Source organism: Sphingomonas yabuuchiae (assembly GCF_001477495.1).
GTDB lineage: Bacteria > Pseudomonadota > Alphaproteobacteria > Sphingomonadales > Sphingomonadaceae > Sphingomonas > Sphingomonas yabuuchiae_A.
In genome coordinates, this window is record NZ_LDTF01000013.1 from 1 (window position 1) to 15,693 (window position 15,693).

The 15,693-nt window shown below is 67.3% G+C and carries 16 protein-coding genes; 4 read left to right on the forward strand and 12 right to left on the reverse strand.

Going from position 1 to position 15,693, the window contains the following annotated elements:
* Positions 1-138 precede the first annotated feature (138 nt).
* Positions 139-609, reverse strand: a complete 471-nt coding sequence (locus NS355_RS04235) for an Lrp/AsnC family transcriptional regulator (RefSeq protein ID WP_058744549.1) — start codon at positions 607-609, stop codon at positions 139-141.
* Positions 610-737: 128 nt separating this feature from the next.
* Between NS355_RS04235 and NS355_RS04240 the strand changes: the two genes are divergently transcribed.
* The gene (locus tag NS355_RS04240; RefSeq protein ID WP_058744550.1) at positions 738-1,805 is read left to right on the forward strand and encodes a Glu/Leu/Phe/Val family dehydrogenase; all 1,068 of its coding nucleotides are present in this window, start codon (positions 738-740) and stop codon (positions 1,803-1,805) included.
* Between the two features lie 408 nt (positions 1,806-2,213).
* Here NS355_RS04240 and NS355_RS04245 read toward each other — a convergent pair whose 3' ends face one another.
* The 4 genes from NS355_RS04245 to NS355_RS04260 all read right to left on the reverse strand — a co-directional run bounded on the left by NS355_RS04245 (position 2,214) and on the right by NS355_RS04260 (position 5,098).
* A complete protein-coding gene (locus NS355_RS04245) occupies positions 2,214-2,651 on the reverse strand; it encodes a hypothetical protein (RefSeq protein WP_244489550.1) in 438 nt (145 codons plus the stop codon).
* Between the two features lie 61 nt (positions 2,652-2,712).
* Complete coding sequence (locus NS355_RS04250; RefSeq protein WP_058744552.1) at positions 2,713-3,255, reverse strand: demethoxyubiquinone hydroxylase family protein; 543 nt, start codon at positions 3,253-3,255, stop codon at positions 2,713-2,715.
* Entirely contained in the window at positions 3,252-3,746 is a 495-nt protein-coding gene (locus NS355_RS04255; RefSeq protein ID WP_058744553.1) for a disulfide bond formation protein B, read from the reverse strand. Before NS355_RS04255 ends, NS355_RS04250 begins: the two co-directional genes overlap by 4 nt.
* 2 nt (positions 3,747-3,748) lie before the next feature.
* The gene (locus tag NS355_RS04260; RefSeq protein ID WP_058744554.1) at positions 3,749-5,098 is read right to left on the reverse strand and encodes a S41 family peptidase; all 1,350 of its coding nucleotides are present in this window, start codon (positions 5,096-5,098) and stop codon (positions 3,749-3,751) included.
* Positions 5,099-5,281: 183 nt separating this feature from the next.
* Here NS355_RS04260 and NS355_RS04265 point away from each other — a divergent pair, with 183 nt between their 5' ends.
* Positions 5,282-5,854, forward strand: coding sequence for a hypothetical protein (locus tag NS355_RS04265; protein WP_058744555.1), 573 nt, complete (start codon positions 5,282-5,284; stop codon positions 5,852-5,854).
* Between the two features lie 31 nt (positions 5,855-5,885).
* Here the strand turns inward: NS355_RS04265 and NS355_RS04270 are convergent, their stop codons facing one another.
* The 6 genes from NS355_RS04270 to NS355_RS04295 form a co-directional block, all read right to left on the reverse strand.
* Positions 5,886-7,046 carry a murein hydrolase activator EnvC family protein gene (locus NS355_RS04270; RefSeq protein ID WP_244489551.1) on the reverse strand — a complete coding sequence of 387 codons (1,161 nt, stop codon included), beginning with the start codon at positions 7,044-7,046 and terminating at the stop codon, positions 5,886-5,888.
* 4 nt (positions 7,047-7,050) lie between these two features.
* A complete protein-coding gene (locus NS355_RS04275; RefSeq protein ID WP_058744556.1) occupies positions 7,051-7,473 on the reverse strand; it encodes a 23S rRNA (pseudouridine(1915)-N(3))-methyltransferase RlmH in 423 nt (140 codons plus the stop codon).
* 18 nt (positions 7,474-7,491) lie between these two features.
* Positions 7,492-7,896, reverse strand: coding sequence for a ribosome silencing factor (gene rsfS / locus NS355_RS04280; protein WP_058744557.1), 405 nt, complete (start codon positions 7,894-7,896; stop codon positions 7,492-7,494).
* A gap of 12 nt (positions 7,897-7,908) precedes the next feature.
* The gene (locus tag NS355_RS04285; protein ID WP_058744558.1) at positions 7,909-8,508 is read right to left on the reverse strand and encodes a nicotinate-nucleotide adenylyltransferase; all 600 of its coding nucleotides are present in this window, start codon (positions 8,506-8,508) and stop codon (positions 7,909-7,911) included.
* Positions 8,505-9,767, reverse strand: a complete 1,263-nt coding sequence (locus tag NS355_RS04290) for a glutamate-5-semialdehyde dehydrogenase (protein ID WP_058744559.1) — start codon at positions 9,765-9,767, stop codon at positions 8,505-8,507. Before NS355_RS04290 ends, NS355_RS04285 begins: the two co-directional genes overlap by 4 nt.
* 82 nt (positions 9,768-9,849) lie before the next feature.
* Positions 9,850-12,594, reverse strand: a complete 2,745-nt coding sequence (locus tag NS355_RS04295; protein WP_058744583.1) for a [protein-PII] uridylyltransferase — start codon at positions 12,592-12,594, stop codon at positions 9,850-9,852.
* Positions 12,595-12,718: 124 nt separating this feature from the next.
* Here NS355_RS04295 and NS355_RS04300 point away from each other — a divergent pair, with 124 nt between their 5' ends.
* Entirely contained in the window at positions 12,719-14,134 is a 1,416-nt protein-coding gene (locus tag NS355_RS04300; RefSeq protein ID WP_209445017.1) for a hypothetical protein, read from the forward strand.
* On the opposite strand, the gene NS355_RS04305 is transcribed toward NS355_RS04300, so the two are convergent.
* A complete protein-coding gene (locus tag NS355_RS04305) occupies positions 14,089-14,724 on the reverse strand; it encodes a DedA family protein (RefSeq protein ID WP_058744560.1) in 636 nt (211 codons plus the stop codon). The two genes, NS355_RS04300 and NS355_RS04305, sit on opposite strands and share 46 nt — an antisense overlap.
* A gap of 75 nt (positions 14,725-14,799) precedes the next feature.
* Here NS355_RS04305 and NS355_RS04310 point away from each other — a divergent pair, with 75 nt between their 5' ends.
* Positions 14,800-15,597 carry an aldo/keto reductase gene (locus NS355_RS04310; protein WP_058744561.1) on the forward strand — a complete coding sequence of 266 codons (798 nt, stop codon included), beginning with the start codon at positions 14,800-14,802 and terminating at the stop codon, positions 15,595-15,597.
* The last annotated feature ends 96 nt before the right edge of the window (positions 15,598-15,693 follow it).

Consider the following 15,693-nt stretch of genomic DNA (forward strand, 5'->3'; position numbering starts at 1 on the left):
CCCCTGAAGGGGAGGGGGGCATTCTATGTCGTAAGGCTTGGCGTCGCAGGCAATTCCGTCCGAACAGCCTCGATCCAGCGCATGGCGTGCACTTCGACTATGCGCCCTGCGACAGGCTTCCATCGCAAGGGGAGGGCCTCACCCCGCAATCGGCAGCGACGTGGTCGACTTGATCTCCGACAGAGCGACCGTCGAGTTGATTTCCTGCACTCCGGGCAGGTTCGACAGCTTTTCGAAAAACAGTCGCTCATAGGATTCGATATCGGCCGCCACGATGCGCAGCATGAAGTCGACCGAGCCCATCAGCACGTGACACTCCATCACTTCCGGCACCTCACGGATGGCGGCGGTGAACTCGTCGAGATTGGCGCGGCCATGGGCGTTGAGCTTCACCTGCGCGAAGATCTGCGCCTTCAGTCCGACCTTGGCGCGGTCGACCAGCGCGACCCGGCGCTTGATGATCCCGTCGCGCTCCAATCGGTCGATCCGCCGCCAGCAGGGCGAGGCCGACAGGCCAACGGCTTCGGCAATGGCGGCAGTGGACAGACTGGCATCCTCCTGCAGCAGGGCAAGGATGCGTCGTTCCCAGATATCGAGATCGTGAGCCATTCCATCCCCAAATCCGTATTCGTGAGGTTATAATAACCGATAAATCCGCAATCGCCTAATCAATCGGATCAGTTTCGCCTGCCGACCTGGGCTATCTCCATGTCAGAGAAAGTTCAGGGATATGACCGATGCTGCACCCAGCCCAAGACCGACAGAGCCTGCCGCCCGAAGAGGTGGTGACGTTCCACGACAAGGACAGCGGCGCGAGTGGCGTCATCGTGCTGCATTCGACCACGCTCGGCCCGGCGGCGGGTGGATGCCGGTTGTGGCATTATGACGATGAGCGCAGCGCGACGGTCGATGCGTTGCGGCTGGCCGAGGGCATGGCGTTGAAGAATGCGCTGGCCGATCTTCCCTTTGGCGGCGGCAAGGCGGTCATCCGCCTGCCCCATGGACCGTTCGATCGCGCCGCCCTGTTCCGCGCCTTTGGGCGTCAGGTGGCCGAACTGAAGGGCCGCTATGTCACCGCCGAGGATGTCGGGACGAGCGTGGCGGATATGGCGGAGGTCGCCACACGCACCCGCCATGTCGCGGGGCTGCCCATATCGGGCGAGAAGCCCGGCGGCGATCCGTCGCCCTGGACGGCACTGGGCGTGGTTCAGGCGATGCGTGTCGCGGTGCGCCAGCGACTGGGCGCAGACCTGTCCGATGTGACGGTCGGGGTCCAGGGGCTGGGCCATGTCGGCTATGCGCTGTGCGAACTGCTCCACGAGCAGGGGGCCAAGCTGATCGTTGCGGAACCGCGCAGCGAGGCGGCGGCGCGGGCGGCCGACCGGTTCGGCGCGATGGTCATGAGCAGCCGGGCGCTGCTGTCATCGCGCGTCGACGTGCTGGCGCCCTGCGCCCTGGGTGGGGTGCTGGATGCCGATACGGTCGCCCAGTTGCGCGCGAGCGTGGTGTGCGGGGCGGCCAACAACCAGCTGGCAAGCGAAGACATGGCCGAACGGCTGGCCGCGCGAAACATCCTCTATGCACCGGATTTCCTGGCGAATGCGGGCGGGATCATCAATGTGGCGGGCGAATATCTGGGCTGGCGCGCGGCCGAGGTGCGGCGGCGGGTGCTGGCCGTCGGACGGAAGATGGGCGCGGTGCTGGCGCTGGCGGAGCAGAACGGCATCACGCCGGATGAGGCTGCGCGTGCGATGGCACTGGAACGGATCGCGCAGGTGCCTCGGGTGCAGGCGGAGGCGGCTTGAGGGGGCGGCAGGGCTTTCCCCGTTGCATTCTCATGGGGGGGGGGCAGGTCCGGTATAGGTCCCGCCGCCCGAGTCTGACATGCGCTTCGACTTCGCTCAGCGTGAACGGAAGTTGGAAATGGCGGCAGGACGGATGAATCTGCCCCGACCCATGTCAGTCGATTTCCCCACCCCCCGTTCAGCCTGAGCGAAGTCGAAGGCCAAGGACCAACATTCGCCAAGCTGCCGCTGCGGTGCGGGCGCTTCGACGACACTTGCCGTGAATTGCGCTTGCGCATCTCGACGCGCCACCCCGGCGAAGGCCGGGGTCCAGTTACGGCACGTTTGCAGAAGCTACCAACGCGCTCCCGATGGGATCCTCGGCCATGCCTGAATGGAATGGGCGCCCCAAAAGCCTTTACCCGCAGGTTACGGATTGCGCGGTTCTTCGTCACGCTTGCGCTGGGCGTTGACCGCACGGTTCTCCCGCGCGCGCTGAACGAAACAGCCGGTCGCGCCACCCGCGCCGACCGCCGAGCAGCTGCCGATGCTGTTGACGCCCGCACCCTCGTTCAGCGTGCCCGTCGCCCGCGCCGCCCAGCTTTCATTCTCGGGCGTGACCTGCAGGTCGCGCAGTTCCTTGGGCACGCGGAACTGTTCCTCCGCGCCGCGCCGGACGCAGACCACGATCTCGTTGCCCTGATTGTCCGTCGGGCAGCGTTCGTTGCCGAACAGGGTCAGCACGCCGTTGACGGGGGCGTTGCGGGAGACCTCGCCGGGGGCCTCGATCTTCTTGGGCGGCAGCGCGCCGGGGGCGGCGACCTGCTGTGCCGTCGCGGGGGCCGCGCCGATACCTGCGATCGTCATTATGGCCAACATGCCGGCGGCCCGGGACCGGTTCGTCATCCTCTCTCTCCCGCAATATCGTTCAGAGGCGCTTGGCCGCCGCAATCGCGACCTTGCAGCCCGCCCGGATCAGTCCGTACATCACCGGATAGGCGATCGCCTCTTCCGCGCCGGCGCCCAGCGCATGGTCGCGATGCTCCAGTTCCTCGGCCTGGAAATCGGCGATGGCCTCGGACAATTCGGGGTCGCTGTCGCCCAGCTGGTCGCGCTGTTCCTGGTAGTGCTTGTCGATCTCGGTCTCGACCGCCGCGGTGCAGGCCATCGCCGCCTTGGGCCCGATCGCCGCCGTGATCGCCCCCAGTGCGAAGCCCGCCTTGTCCCAGAAGGGCTGGAACAGCGTCGGGCGCACCCGGCGCTCGGCGATCATCCGGTCGAAAAAGGCGCGGTGGCGCTCTTCCTGCTCGGCCATATGATGGATCGCGCGGGCGAAGGGATGCCGGTCGCCCAGCACCGCCAGCTGACCCGCATAGATACGGGTCGCGCCATATTCCCCGGCCTGGTCCACCCGGACCATGGCCTTCATCGGTTCGCGCCGGTCGCCCGGCATCCAGCGAAGCTGGCTCATCGCGCCTTCCTCATCAACAGCAGTATCGCCGCCGCACCGCCCAGCGAGAAGATCGCGTTGAACCCGGCCAGCGAAATCCCGCCCAGGGTCCATTGCGCCACATCGCAGCGGATGACCGGCGCCTTCAGAATCGCGTTCAGCCGGTCGGCGGCGCTCCCGCCCGTGAAACTCACCGTCGAGGTGCACGCGGTAAAGCCCTGCCACCAGCCATATTCGACCCCGGCATGGGCGACACCGATCGCCCCCGACACCGCGATCAACAACGCCGCAAGCACGACAAGCGATCCCCGGACGCTGCGTTGCGGCACGAAGAAGGCGAGGAAGGCGGGCACCAACGCGGCATAATGCGGCCAGCGCTGCCAATGGCACATCTCGCACGGGTAGAGGCCGCCGATCAGCTGGCTGCCCCAGGCTCCCGCCAGCAGGGCGGCGGGCAGGGCGAAGGCGATGACGTTGGCCAGCCGTTCGTTCCGGGTACGCGGAGTCGCCATCGTCACTTCACCGGCGGCTTGGTGGCGGCGGCGATTTGCGCCGGGCCGCCGAGGCGCGCGATGGTCTTCAGCGCGTAATAAAGCTGGAAGTCTTCGATCCCCTGCTTCTTCAACTGCTCGGGCGTCATCGCGAAGCGCGGATCGGGCTTGGTGTCCTCTTCCAGGATCGCGTTGTCGGCTTTCACCTCGTTGATCAGGTGGCGGCGCAGATCGGCCTCGCGGAAGACGGGGCGCGTCTTGTAATCGGGATCGGAGATTTCGGGCACTTTGATGTCCGGCTCGATCCCGCCCTCCTGCACCGACCGGCCCGATGGCGTGTAGTAGCGCGCGGTGGTCAGGCGGAGCGCCGTCTCCGGCCCCAGCGGCAGCAGCGTCTGGACCGAGCCCTTGCCGAAGCTGCGCTCGCCCATCACCAGCGCGCGGTGATGATCCTGCAACGCGCCCGCCACGATCTCGGAGGCCGATGCCGTGCCGGAGTTGGTCAGCACGATCACCGGCAGGCCATGCGCGTCGTCGCCGGGCTTGGCGTAATAGCGTTCGATATCGGACTTCTCGCGCCCGCGCTGCGACACGATCTCGCCATGATCCAGGAACGCGTCGCTGACCGCGATCGCCTGGGTCAGCAGACCGCCGCCATTGTCGCGCAGGTCGACGACATAGCCCAGCGGCCGGTGGCCCAGCGCCTTGTCGATCGCCATGATCGCCGCGCGGGTGTCGGCGCCCGTATTCTCCGAGAAGGTGTTGATGTTGATGTATCCGACATCACCCTTCACCTCCCACTTGACCGGGCGCTGGACGATGACCTCGCGGGTCAGGGTCAGTTCGATCGGCTTGTCGCGGCCGGGGCGGACGATGGTCAGCTTGATCTTGGTGCCGGGCTTGCCCCGCATCTGGCCGATCGCTTCGTCCAGCGACTGGCCGTAGATCAGCTTGCCGTCGATATGGGTGATGTAATCGCCCGACTTCACGCCCGCACGGCCCGCCGGGGTATCCTCCTGCGGCGCGATGACCTTGATCGCGCCATCCTCCATCGAGACGGTCAGGCCCAGGCCGCCATAATTGCCCTCGGTCTGGATCTTGAGATTGTCGAAGTCGAGCGCGTCGACATAGCTGCTATGCGGGTCGAGCGCCGCCAGCATCCCCTGGATCGCGCCCTTGATCAGCGTGTCGTCGTCGACCTTGTCGACATAATCGGCCTTGATCCGGTTGTAGACGTCGAGGAACCGGTCGAACTGGCGAACGGTCGAGCTGTCCACCGCCGCCATCGCAGAGGTCGTGATCGGCACCATGGCCAGCGCGCCGACAAGGGCAGTAGCAGTCAGAAGCGGACGGTTCGGCAGCAAACGGGGCATCGAGGGTCCTGGACCAGATAAGCGAACCGCCTGTGTAGCGGGAAGCCGGACGCAATCAAAGCGCAACCGTGCTGAACGGGGGGTGAGCGGGGGGCGGGGAGCGCGCATGCAGCGCAGGCATATCGCTTGACGGATGGCTTCAAAGGGGGCGACCCTGGATGCCGATCATCAGGAAGAAGCGTCATGCGTCATCGATTTGCGTTTTTATCTGCGGCGGCGGTGCTTTTTGCGACACCTTCCGCCTGGGCGCAATGTTCGGTTTCCTCTGATGCCGGAGCGGTCGCAAAGCCGGTCGACGCATCCGTCCAGGCGGATGCGGACCTGATCGTTTCGATGAGCATGATGCCGAAACTCATGCATATCGACTATGCGAATGCGGCAAAGCAAAAGCCTGCTTGTGATCTCGGAGCGTTCGATACCGGCTCCGCATCCTACCAGCTATATGGAGATGACAAGGCTGGCCGATTGAGGATTGCGCAGCCAGCTCTTAAGGGCGGGCCGATCGCCCGGATCGTTGCGGTCACGAACATCCTCAAGGCGATCGAGGCATCGAAACAAGGGCGGCCAGCCCCGGTCGAGGGCTATCTGCTGGCGACGATGACCAAGGCCGAGTTCATCGGTTGGAAATACTATACGGGATTGCCCGATCCGGCGACGTTGAAGCGCGATATGGCTGAGGCGCTGAAAGGCGGTACGACACCGATCTTTCGCAATGGAGCTGATGGCAAAACAGCAATCTTTGTTCCCAAAGGCTGACGAAGGCTTCGGTTAAGCCGGAAAGCTGCCATCACCCCAGAATGGCGGCAATATCCATTGGGCGCCCGTCGCGGCGCAGCTCGACCGTCACGCGCGGCTCGATGCCGCCTCGTCCCCGTCCTGCGCGGCCGAGGACCGTTCCTGCTGCGACATGGTCGCCGGGTTTGACCGCGATGCCGCCCAGGCCGGTCACCAGACTGGTCCAGCCGGTGCCGTGATTCAGGATGACGATGCCGCCATAGCCCCGGAACGCGCCCGCGTAGCGGACCTCGCCGCCTGCGGGGGCGACGACAGGGGCGTAGGGGACGGTGGCCAGCGTGATACCGCGCGCACGGACGCCCGCGTCGGAAACCTCGCCGAAGCCGCCTGTCACCCGTCCCTTCACCGGCAGGCGATAGGTGTCCGGGGGGATCACCGGCCCCATGACGCCTGCCCCGAGCGGACGCGAGACAGGGCCGGGGAGGGCGACCAGTTCGCCTGCTGTCGCCTGTGCCTCGCCGCGCTCGGCCATGCGGTCGACGATATCGCGCGCGGCTTCGCCCAAGGCCAGCGCGCGGTTGGATTCATCGACCGCGACCTGGCCCAGCGTCTCGGCGCGGCCGCGATGGTTTGCCTCCAGCCGGGCCAGTGCCTGGCGTTCGGACTCGAGCTTCGCGGTGGTGTCGGTGAGGGCGCGCGCCGCTACCGTCACCTGGGCGCGGACGCGACGCGTGGCGGCCAGCTCGGCGCGGACGGTCGCGGAACGTTGGGCGATGACGGGGGCGATAGTCGCGAAGACCGCGCGGACATGCGCCAGATCGGCGACCGAGCCGGGCTGCGCCACCGCCGCGACCGGGGGACGCGCGGCCATGCTCTGCATCGCGGCGAGCAGATGCGCGAGCGGAGCCTGCGCCCGGGCCAGCTTCGCCTGTTGCTGCTCCAGCAGCCCGGCGACCAGATCGACGCGGGCGCGGGCTGCCGTCACCTCGGCCTCCGCCGCCGCGACGCGGGCGGCCATGGCGCGTTCCCTGGCCTGGGCGATGGCGGCGGCGTTGCGCTCGGCGCCTGCCTGTCGCTCCAGCGCCTGGGCCCGCGCCTGCGCCGCCGCTGCGCCCGCACGGGCCTCGGCCAGCCGTCGCTGGTCGGCAGCGATGTCGGTCGCGCCGAGCAGCGCCAGGGCCGCCAGCGCCAGCACGCCGTGACGCCGTGCCACGCGGTCAGCCTTCGCGGTGATAGGGGTGGTTGGCGAGGATGCTCGTCGCGCGGAACAGCTGTTCGGCCAGCATCGCGCGCGCCATCATGTGCGGCCAGGTCGCCCGGCCATAGGAGATGAGCAGGTCGGCGCGTGCCCGGTCGGCATCCTCGAACCCGTCCGCCGCGCCGATCATGAAGCGGCACTCGCGCACGCCGTCATCGCGCCAACGTTCCAGCCGACGCGCGAAATCCATCGAGGACAGATTCTCGCCCTTTTCGTCCATCAGGACCAGACGCGTCTGTCCCTCCAGCAGTGGCACCTTACCGCCGGTATCGGAGAGCTCGGTGACCTTGGTCGGCCAGCCGATCCGCTTGATATAGCGGTCGACCAGCTCGGCCTCGGGCGAACGGCCGATCCGCCCGCGCGCGACGATGTGCAGCAGCACGGGCGGACCTTGCCGGTATCAGAGGCTACGGTCGGCGGGACTCGCGGATGGGGTCGGTGCGTCGCCGAACGCCCACATGCGCTCCAGATTGTAGAAGCTGCGAACCTCGGGCCGGAACAGGTGGACGATGACGTCGTTCGCGTCGATCAGCACCCAGTCGGCGGTCGGCAGACCTTCGATCCGGACCGAGCGGCCGAACTCGGCCTTGATCTTCTCGGCGAGTTTCATCGCCATCGAGGCGACCTGCCGGGTCGAGCGACCGCTGGCGATCACCATGAAATCGGCAATCGACGATTTGCCCGCGAGCGGGATCGAGATCGTCTCCACCGCCTGGTCGTCATCCAGCGACGCGAGGATCAGGCGATGCAGCGCCTCCACCTCGGCGGGATCGGACGGACGCGGCGATTGCGGGGAAGTGGCCAAGTGAGCTCCTGTTCAGGGGACGTTCCGGCCCATATGCCGAAACCAGTCCGGATCGCGGGCCCGAAGGCCCGTGGCGGAAGTCGGGTCGGGGCGGAAGCGCAACAGCACGAAGGCCGGCAAACTCCACATCGTCCAGTTCTTCGCCTGGCCCGGACGCCTCTGGAAACGCCTGAACCAGCCCAGCGCGGGTGTCGCGTGGGCGGTGGCATTGTACCCCGGACGGCCGATAACCGCAATCGGGATCGCGCGGGCAATATCACGCCACCGCCGCCAGCGATGAAATTGCTCCAGATTGTCCTCGCCCATCAGCCAGATGAAGGTGTGGCCGGGGTAGCGACGCTGGATTTTCCGCACCGTGTCGAGCGTGTAGCGGGTGTGCAGTTCCTGCTCGATCGCGCTGGCCCGGATCGGCGCGCGGCGCGCCATCTTCCGCGCCGAGGCGAACCGCGCCGCGAAGGGGGCCATGTCGCTGGCACCGTCCTTCAACGGATTGCCCGGCGACACCAGCCACCATACCTCGTCCAGGTCGAGCGCGCGCATCGCGTCCAGCGTGATGCGGCGATGCCCCTTATGCGCGGGATTGAACGACCCGCCGAGCAGACCGATCTTCACCCTCTGATCTGCCCCGTGCCGCGCCCGATCCACTTATAGGTGGTCAATCCCTCCAGCGCGACAGGCCCGCGCGCGTGCAGCCGCCCGGTGGCAATGCCGATCTCCGCCCCCAGCCCGAATTCGCCGCCGTCCGCGAACTGGGTCGAGGCGTTCCACAACACGATCGCGCTGTCGACCTGGGCCAGGAAGCGCTCGGCAACGCCCGTGTCCTCGGCGACGATCGCGTCGGTATGGTGCGATCCATGCGCGGCGATATGCGCCATCGCCCCCTCCACGCCGTCGATCAGCGCGACGCTGGCGATGGCGTCGAGATATTCGGTATCCCAGTCCTCGGCCGTTGCGGCCTCCAGCCCGGGGACGATCTCGCGGATGTCGGCATCCCCGCGCACCGTACAGCCTGCGTCGACCAGCGCGGCGACCAGTTCGGCGGGGTGGCAATAGGCGCGGTCGATCAGCAGCGTCTCCATAGCCCCGCAAATGCCGGTGCGGCGCATCTTGGCGTCGCGGACGATACGCGTCGCCATCGCATGATCGGCCGAACCGTCGACATAGACATGGTTGATCCCGTCGAGATGCGCGAGCACCGGCACCTTCGCCTCGGCCTGCACCCGCGCGACCAGGCTCTTGCCGCCGCGCGGGATCAGCAGGTCGATCAGGCCATCGGCGGCCAGCATCGCGCCCACCGCCGCACGGTCGGTGGTGGGCACCAGCTGCACCGAATCCGCGGGGCCCCCGGCCGCCGTCCAGCCCCGGATGAAGGCGGCGTGCAGCGCGCGGTTGCTGTGCACCGCCTCCGACCCGCCGCGCAGGATCGCGGCGTTGCCCGCCATGGCGCAGAGGGCCGCGGCATCGACCGTGACGTTGGGACGGCTTTCATAAACGATGCCGATCACCCCCACCGGCACGCGAACGCGCGACAGGTTCAGGCCGTTGGGCCGGGTGCGCTCGTCGATCCGCTCGCCCACGGGATCGGGCAGGGCGGCCACCGCCTCCACGCCCGCGACGATGCCCGCGATCCGCGCCTCGTCCAGCCGCAGTCGGTCGAGCATCGCAGGGGACAGGCCGTTCGCCGCGCCCGCCGCCACGTCGCGCGCATTGGCCTCCAGTACCGCCGGCGCCGCGTCGCGGATCGCGGCGGCGGCGGCGCGCAGGGCATCCGCCTTGGCTTCGGTCGGCATCTGCGCCAGCGTGCCGGCGGCGCTGCGGGCCCGCTGGCCCATATCGGCGATCAGGGCGGGAATGTCGTTTCGGTCGGCCATGCGGGGGCGGTATCATGCCGGAACGACACACCCAAGCATGGGAATCTTGCTCCCATGCAAGGTGCGGTGATCGCGGGGCCGTTTACGCCGCGATCTCCAGCGCTTCGCCCGCCGCCGCGCCGAGCAGCCTTTTCTCCAGCGTCTTCAACCGGCCGCTATTGGTGATCTGATCTCCGGTCAGGTCGGTCAGATAGAAGACGTCGACCGCGCGCTCGCCATAGGTCGCGACATGCGCGGAGTGGATCGTCACCTTCGACTGGAACAGCGCATGAGCCAGCTGATTCAGCAGTGCGGGGCGGTCGCGGGCATGGACCTCGACCACCGTGAAGCGGTTGGACGCGCGGTTGTCGATCAGGACGTTGGGCGCGATGTGGAAGGCATCGGCGCGCGGACGCGCATTGGGCTTGGCGACCAGCCGGTCGGCCAGCTTGCTGCGGTTGGCCAGTGCATCCTCGATCGCGCGACGCAGGCGGGACAACTGGCCGGGATCGTCGAAGGGCCGCCCCAGCGGATCCTGTACCAGGAAATTGTCGATCGCCATGCCGTCGCGCGTGGTGTGGATGCGCGCATCGATGATGTTGCCGCCCGCGACATGGATCGCGCCCGCGATGCGGTAGAACAGGCCCGGATGGTCGGCGGCATAGATGGACACCAGGGTCGCGCCGCGCTCGCCATAGACCTGCGCGTCGATCGACAGCTGCGCATCGCCCGCCGCCGCCATCTGGCGCGCGTTATGCGCCAGCACATCCTCGGGCTCGGCGATCCAATAGGCTTCGGGCAGGCGACGGACCAAGGCGGCGAACTGCGCCTCCGGCCAGCCCAGCACCTCCGCCAGCCGCGCCTGCTTGGCGGCGATACGCTCCGTGCGGCCCCTCTGCTTGTGACCCAGGCGCAGAACCTCCTCGGCTGCGTCATAGAGATCGGCGAGCAGCTGGCGCTTCCAGCCGTTCCACGTCCCCGGCCCGACCGCGCGAATGTCGACGATGGTCAGCAGCAGGAGCAGGCGCAGGCGCTCGGGGCTCTGCACCGTCTCGCAGAAGTCGAGGATCGTCTTGAAGTCTGACAGGTCGCGCTTGAACGCGGTGGCGGACATCAGGAGATGCCAGCGGACCAGCCACGCCACCGTCTCGGTCTCGGCCTCGCTGAGCCCTAAGCGCGGGCAAAGCCGCTCGGCCACCTCCGCGCCCAGGATCGAATGGTCGCCGCCGCGTCCCTTGGCGATGTCGTGGAGCAGGACCGCGACATAGAGGACGCGGCGCGACACGATCTGGTCGATGATCGCGGAGGCGACGGGGTGCTCCTCGACCAGTTCCTGCCGCTCGATCCGGGCGAGCAGGCCGAGCGCGCGGATGGTATGCTCGTCGACGGTATAGTGGTGGTACATGTCGAACTGCATCTGTGCCACGACACGGCCGAAGTCAGGCATGAAGCGGCCGAAGACGCCCGCCTCGTTCATCCAGCGCAGCACCAGTTCGGGGTCATGGCGGCTGGTCAGCACGTCGAGGAACAGCGCGTTGGCGCGCGGATCGTTACGGATGTCGTCGGCCAGCTTGGCATCGCGCGACGCCGCACGCACCGCCAGCGGATGGACCTCCAGCTCGTACCGGTCGGCAAGCTGGAAGATCTCGATCAGCCGGACCGGGTCTTCCTGAAAGAAGTCGTCGCGCGGCAAAGCGAGCCGCCCGCGATCGAGCACGAAGCCGTTCAACCGGCGCGGACGGCGGCGGATAGTGGGCAGGCCGAAGCGATGCCCGCGCGCCGCGAACCGCTCGTCCAGATGCGCCAGGAACGCACCGGTCAGCGCGCCGACCGTCTTCACCTGCAGGAAATAGAGCTGCATGAACCGCTCGACCTTGGCCTTGCCCGGCCGGTCGGAGAAGCGCATCCGCTCGGCGATCTGGCGCTGCACGTCGAAGGTCAGCCGATCCTCGGCGCGGCCGGTGATGATGTGGAGGTGACAGCGCACCGCCCACAGGAAATTGTCGGCGCGGTGGAATTGCCGATATTCCTCGCGGGTGAACAGGCCCCGGTCGATCAGGTCGGCCGCACGGTCGACGTCATAGACGTACTTGCCGATCCAGAAGAGGGCGTGCAGGTCGCGCAGGCCGCCCTTGCCCTCCTTGACGTTCGGTTCGACGACATAGCGGGTGTCGCCCATCTTGCGGTGGCGCAGGTCCCGCTCGGCCAGCTTGTCGGCGATGAACTGTCGGTGCGAATCGGTCTGGATCTCGGCCTTGAAGCGGCGCGACGCCTCGTCGTACAGCGCCTGGTCGCCGCACAGGAAGCGCCCCTCCAGCAGGGCGGTGCGAACCGTCACATCCCCCTTGGCCTGCCGGATCATCTCGTCGATCGAGCGGCTGGAATGACCGACCTTCAGCCCCAGGTCCCAGATCGAATAGAGCATCGATTCGATGACCTGCTCGGCATGCGGGGTCTGCTTGAAGGGGGTGAGGAAGCCGATATCGACGTCCGAATAGGGCGCCATCTCGCCCCGGCCATAGCCGCCGACCGCGATCAGGGTCAGCCGCTCGCCCGCCGTCGGGTTGCTCAGGGGGTAGAGTGTGTCGGTGGTGAACTCGAACAGAACCTTCAGCACCTGATCGGTCAGATAGGCCTGCGCCGCCGCCGCCTCCAGCCCGCGCGAAGGATGGAGCGACAATCGCCGCGCCACTTCCTGCCGCCCCGCATCGAGCGCGGCGCGCAGGACGGGGGTGACGCGAATACGGCCTTCCGGCCCCGTGATGCCCAGGGCGGCGACCTGTTCGGCGAGCACCCGGCGATCGACGATGGCGCGGCGGTTGGGCAGGGATTCGAAACGGCTGTGCATCCGGCCTTCATAGGGGCTGGTGATGAACAAAAGGAGAGGGGGCGGACTCAATCCTCGCCAAGGCGCGCTTGTCCCCGACCGGTAGGGCGGGTAGCGCCGGGAGTACGAACCGGGGGATGATCCGATGACGCGGTGGCAGGGGTTGGGCGGCATTCGGGCGGGGCTGTTCCTGCTGGTCTGGTTCTCCTGCGCCTGGTTCGGATCGTGGGAGTTCAATCCCAACAACGCGACCCGCCTGTTCGCCGCGATCCGCATGGTCGAGAACGGCACCGCGACCATCGACCCGTTCGCGCCACTGACCATCGACAAGGCGCAGTTCGGTGCGCATGCCTATCTCGATAAGGCGCCGGGCATGACGCTGATGGCGCTGCCCGCCGTGGCGCTGACCGATCTAGTTACCGGCGACCGGGCCGAGCATCATGTCCTGTCCACCGTCGATTCCGGTTTCGTCGATTATCTGAAGCTGCGCACTCGCGTCTCCGCCGCCACGGGCTCTGCACTGCTGACCGCGATCGCGGCTGTTCTACTGTTCGATCTGACGTTGGGTCTGAGCGGCAGTGCCGGGGCGGGGCTGTTCGCCGCGCTCGGCTATGCGTTAGGGACGCCGATCTGGGGCTATTCCACGACTTTGCTCGGCCATGCGAGCGTAGCGGCGCTGCTCGTCATCGCGCTGGTCGGCGTGGCGCGGGGCGGTGGACGCTGGCTCGCGGTGGCGGGGCTGGCGCTCGGTTGGGCCGTCGTGGTCGAGTATCAGGCGGTCTTGGCCGGGTCGGTCATCGGGCTCTGGGCGCTATGGCGGCACCGGGCAGACCCGAAGGTGCTGGTGCCGTTCCTGGCGGCGGGCTTGCTCGCGCTGTTGCCGCTGCTCGCCTATAACCTCTTCGCCTTCGGGACCCCGTTTCGCATAGGCTATTCGGGCGTGGTCGGTTTCGAGGGGATGAATCAGGGGTTGTTCGGGCTGAGCTTTCCCCGGATCGCGGTGCTTCGCGAAATCCTGATCGGCCCGACGCGCGGGATCGTCTGGGTCGCGCCGGTGCTGGTGCTGGCCCCGATCGGGTTGTGGCGGCTGGGCGAGGAACGGGCGACGCGCGGGCTGGCACTGACCGCCGCCGGGGTCGCGCTGATCGCGCTGCTGGTCAATGCGGCCTATGTCTATTGGGATGGCGGCAACGCCACCGGCCCGCGTCATGCCATGCCACTGGCGGGGGTGATGTCGCTGGGGCTGGGGTCGCTCTGGGCGATGGCGCGACCGTTCTGGATGCGCGGCCTGCTCGCGCTGGTGCTGACGGGATCGATGGCGATCAACCTGACCATCGCTTCGGCCGAAATCTTTGCGCCCCCGACCTTCCGCTGGGCCTGGTGGCAGGCGGTGATGCAGCAGCGTTTCCTGGTCGGCGACCTGCGCACCATCCCCTCCGAATGGTGGGGATGGACGAGCTGGCACGGCCTGTACCTCTGGGCGGCGGTGGCGATCCCGCTCGCTCTGTGGCTGGTTCAGTCCTGCGGGCGCTTCAGCCCGCGTACCCGGTGCCAGATATAGAGGCCGATCAGCACGACCAGCACGATCCCGATCGCCAGGTCGGCCCGGTGGAAGAACGCCTTTACGCGGGGGTCCGAATCCCACTTCTCGCCCAGTTCGCGCCCGACGATGGCCAGCACCAGGCAGAAGGGCCAGCTGCCCAGAAAGGTGTAGAGGTGGAAGGGGACGAGCTTCATCCGTGCCACACCTGCCGGAAAGGCGATGAAGGTGCGGATCACCGGCAGCAGACGCCCGATCAGCACCGCGATCGAGCCATAGCGGGCGAAGAAGCGGTCGGCGGCGTCCAGTTCGCCCGGCCCGATCAGCAGATATTTGCCCCAGCGCTCGGCGACCGGCCGCCCGCCGCGCTTGCCGATCTCATAGGCGACGATCGAGCCCAGATTGCAGCCCAGCGCACCCGCCGTCGCAGCGAGGTACAGGTTGAACTGGCCGGTCGACACCAGATAGCCCGCGAACGGCATGATGATCTCGGAGGGCAGCGGAATGCACGCGCTTTCGATCGCCATCAACAGCATGATGCCCAGATAGCCACCGGTGGAAATGACCCAGATGGCGAAGCTCGCCAGCGCGGAAAGAATATGCTCGACCATGGGGGCAGCGACTTGCGCGATCGGGGGGCGGGGGTCAATCGGAACCGCATGAGGGGGCGGCCGGTTTGGGACGGTATGACAAAGCTGACCCTGAACGACGGTCGCGCCATGCCCCAGCTGGGGCTGGGCACCTATCAGATCCCGGATTCGCAGGCCGCCCTCGTTGTGCGGCGTGGCTTGGATACCGGATACGGCCTGGTCGACACCGCCGCCATCTATGGCAATGAGCGCGGCGTGGGCGACGGCTTTCGCGACGCCGATGCGTTCCTGACCACCAAGCTGTGGAACGACCGCCACCGCGACGCCGAAGCCGCTCTGGACGAGAGCCTGGCGTTGCTGGGCGTCGAGGCGGTCGACCTGTATCTGATCCACTGGCCGGTTCCCGCCGAGGACGCCTATGTCGAGGCGTGGCAGAGCCTGATCGCGCTCCGCGAGGCGGGCAAGGCCAAGTCGATCGGCGTGTCCAATTTTCTGCCCGAGCATCTCGACCGGATTATCGAGGCGACCGGCGTGGTGCCCGCCGTCAACCAGATCGAACTCCACCCCCGTTTCCAGCAGCGCGAGGCGCGCGCCTATCATGAGGCCAAGGGCATCGTGACCCAGAGCTGGAGCCCGCTGGGGCAGGGTGGCGAGCTGCTGAAGTTGCCGGAGATCGTTGCGATCGCGGAGAAGCATGGCCGTTCGACGGCGCAGGTCGTGCTGGCCTGGCATCTGGCGCACGGCCTGTCGGTGATCCCCAAGGCGGCCGATGCGGCGCACATGGCGGATAATTTCGCGGCGACCGACCTAGTACTGGACGAGGAGGACATGGCGGCGATCGATGCGCTGGACGATGCCGATGGGCGGATCGGGCCTGATCCGAGGGTAATGTAACGGGTCGCGCCGCGCCTCGGCGGCATTGAAACCCATCGATCCTGATTGACATCAAGATCGATATGAACATATTAGTATGTGTTCATATTTTGGTAT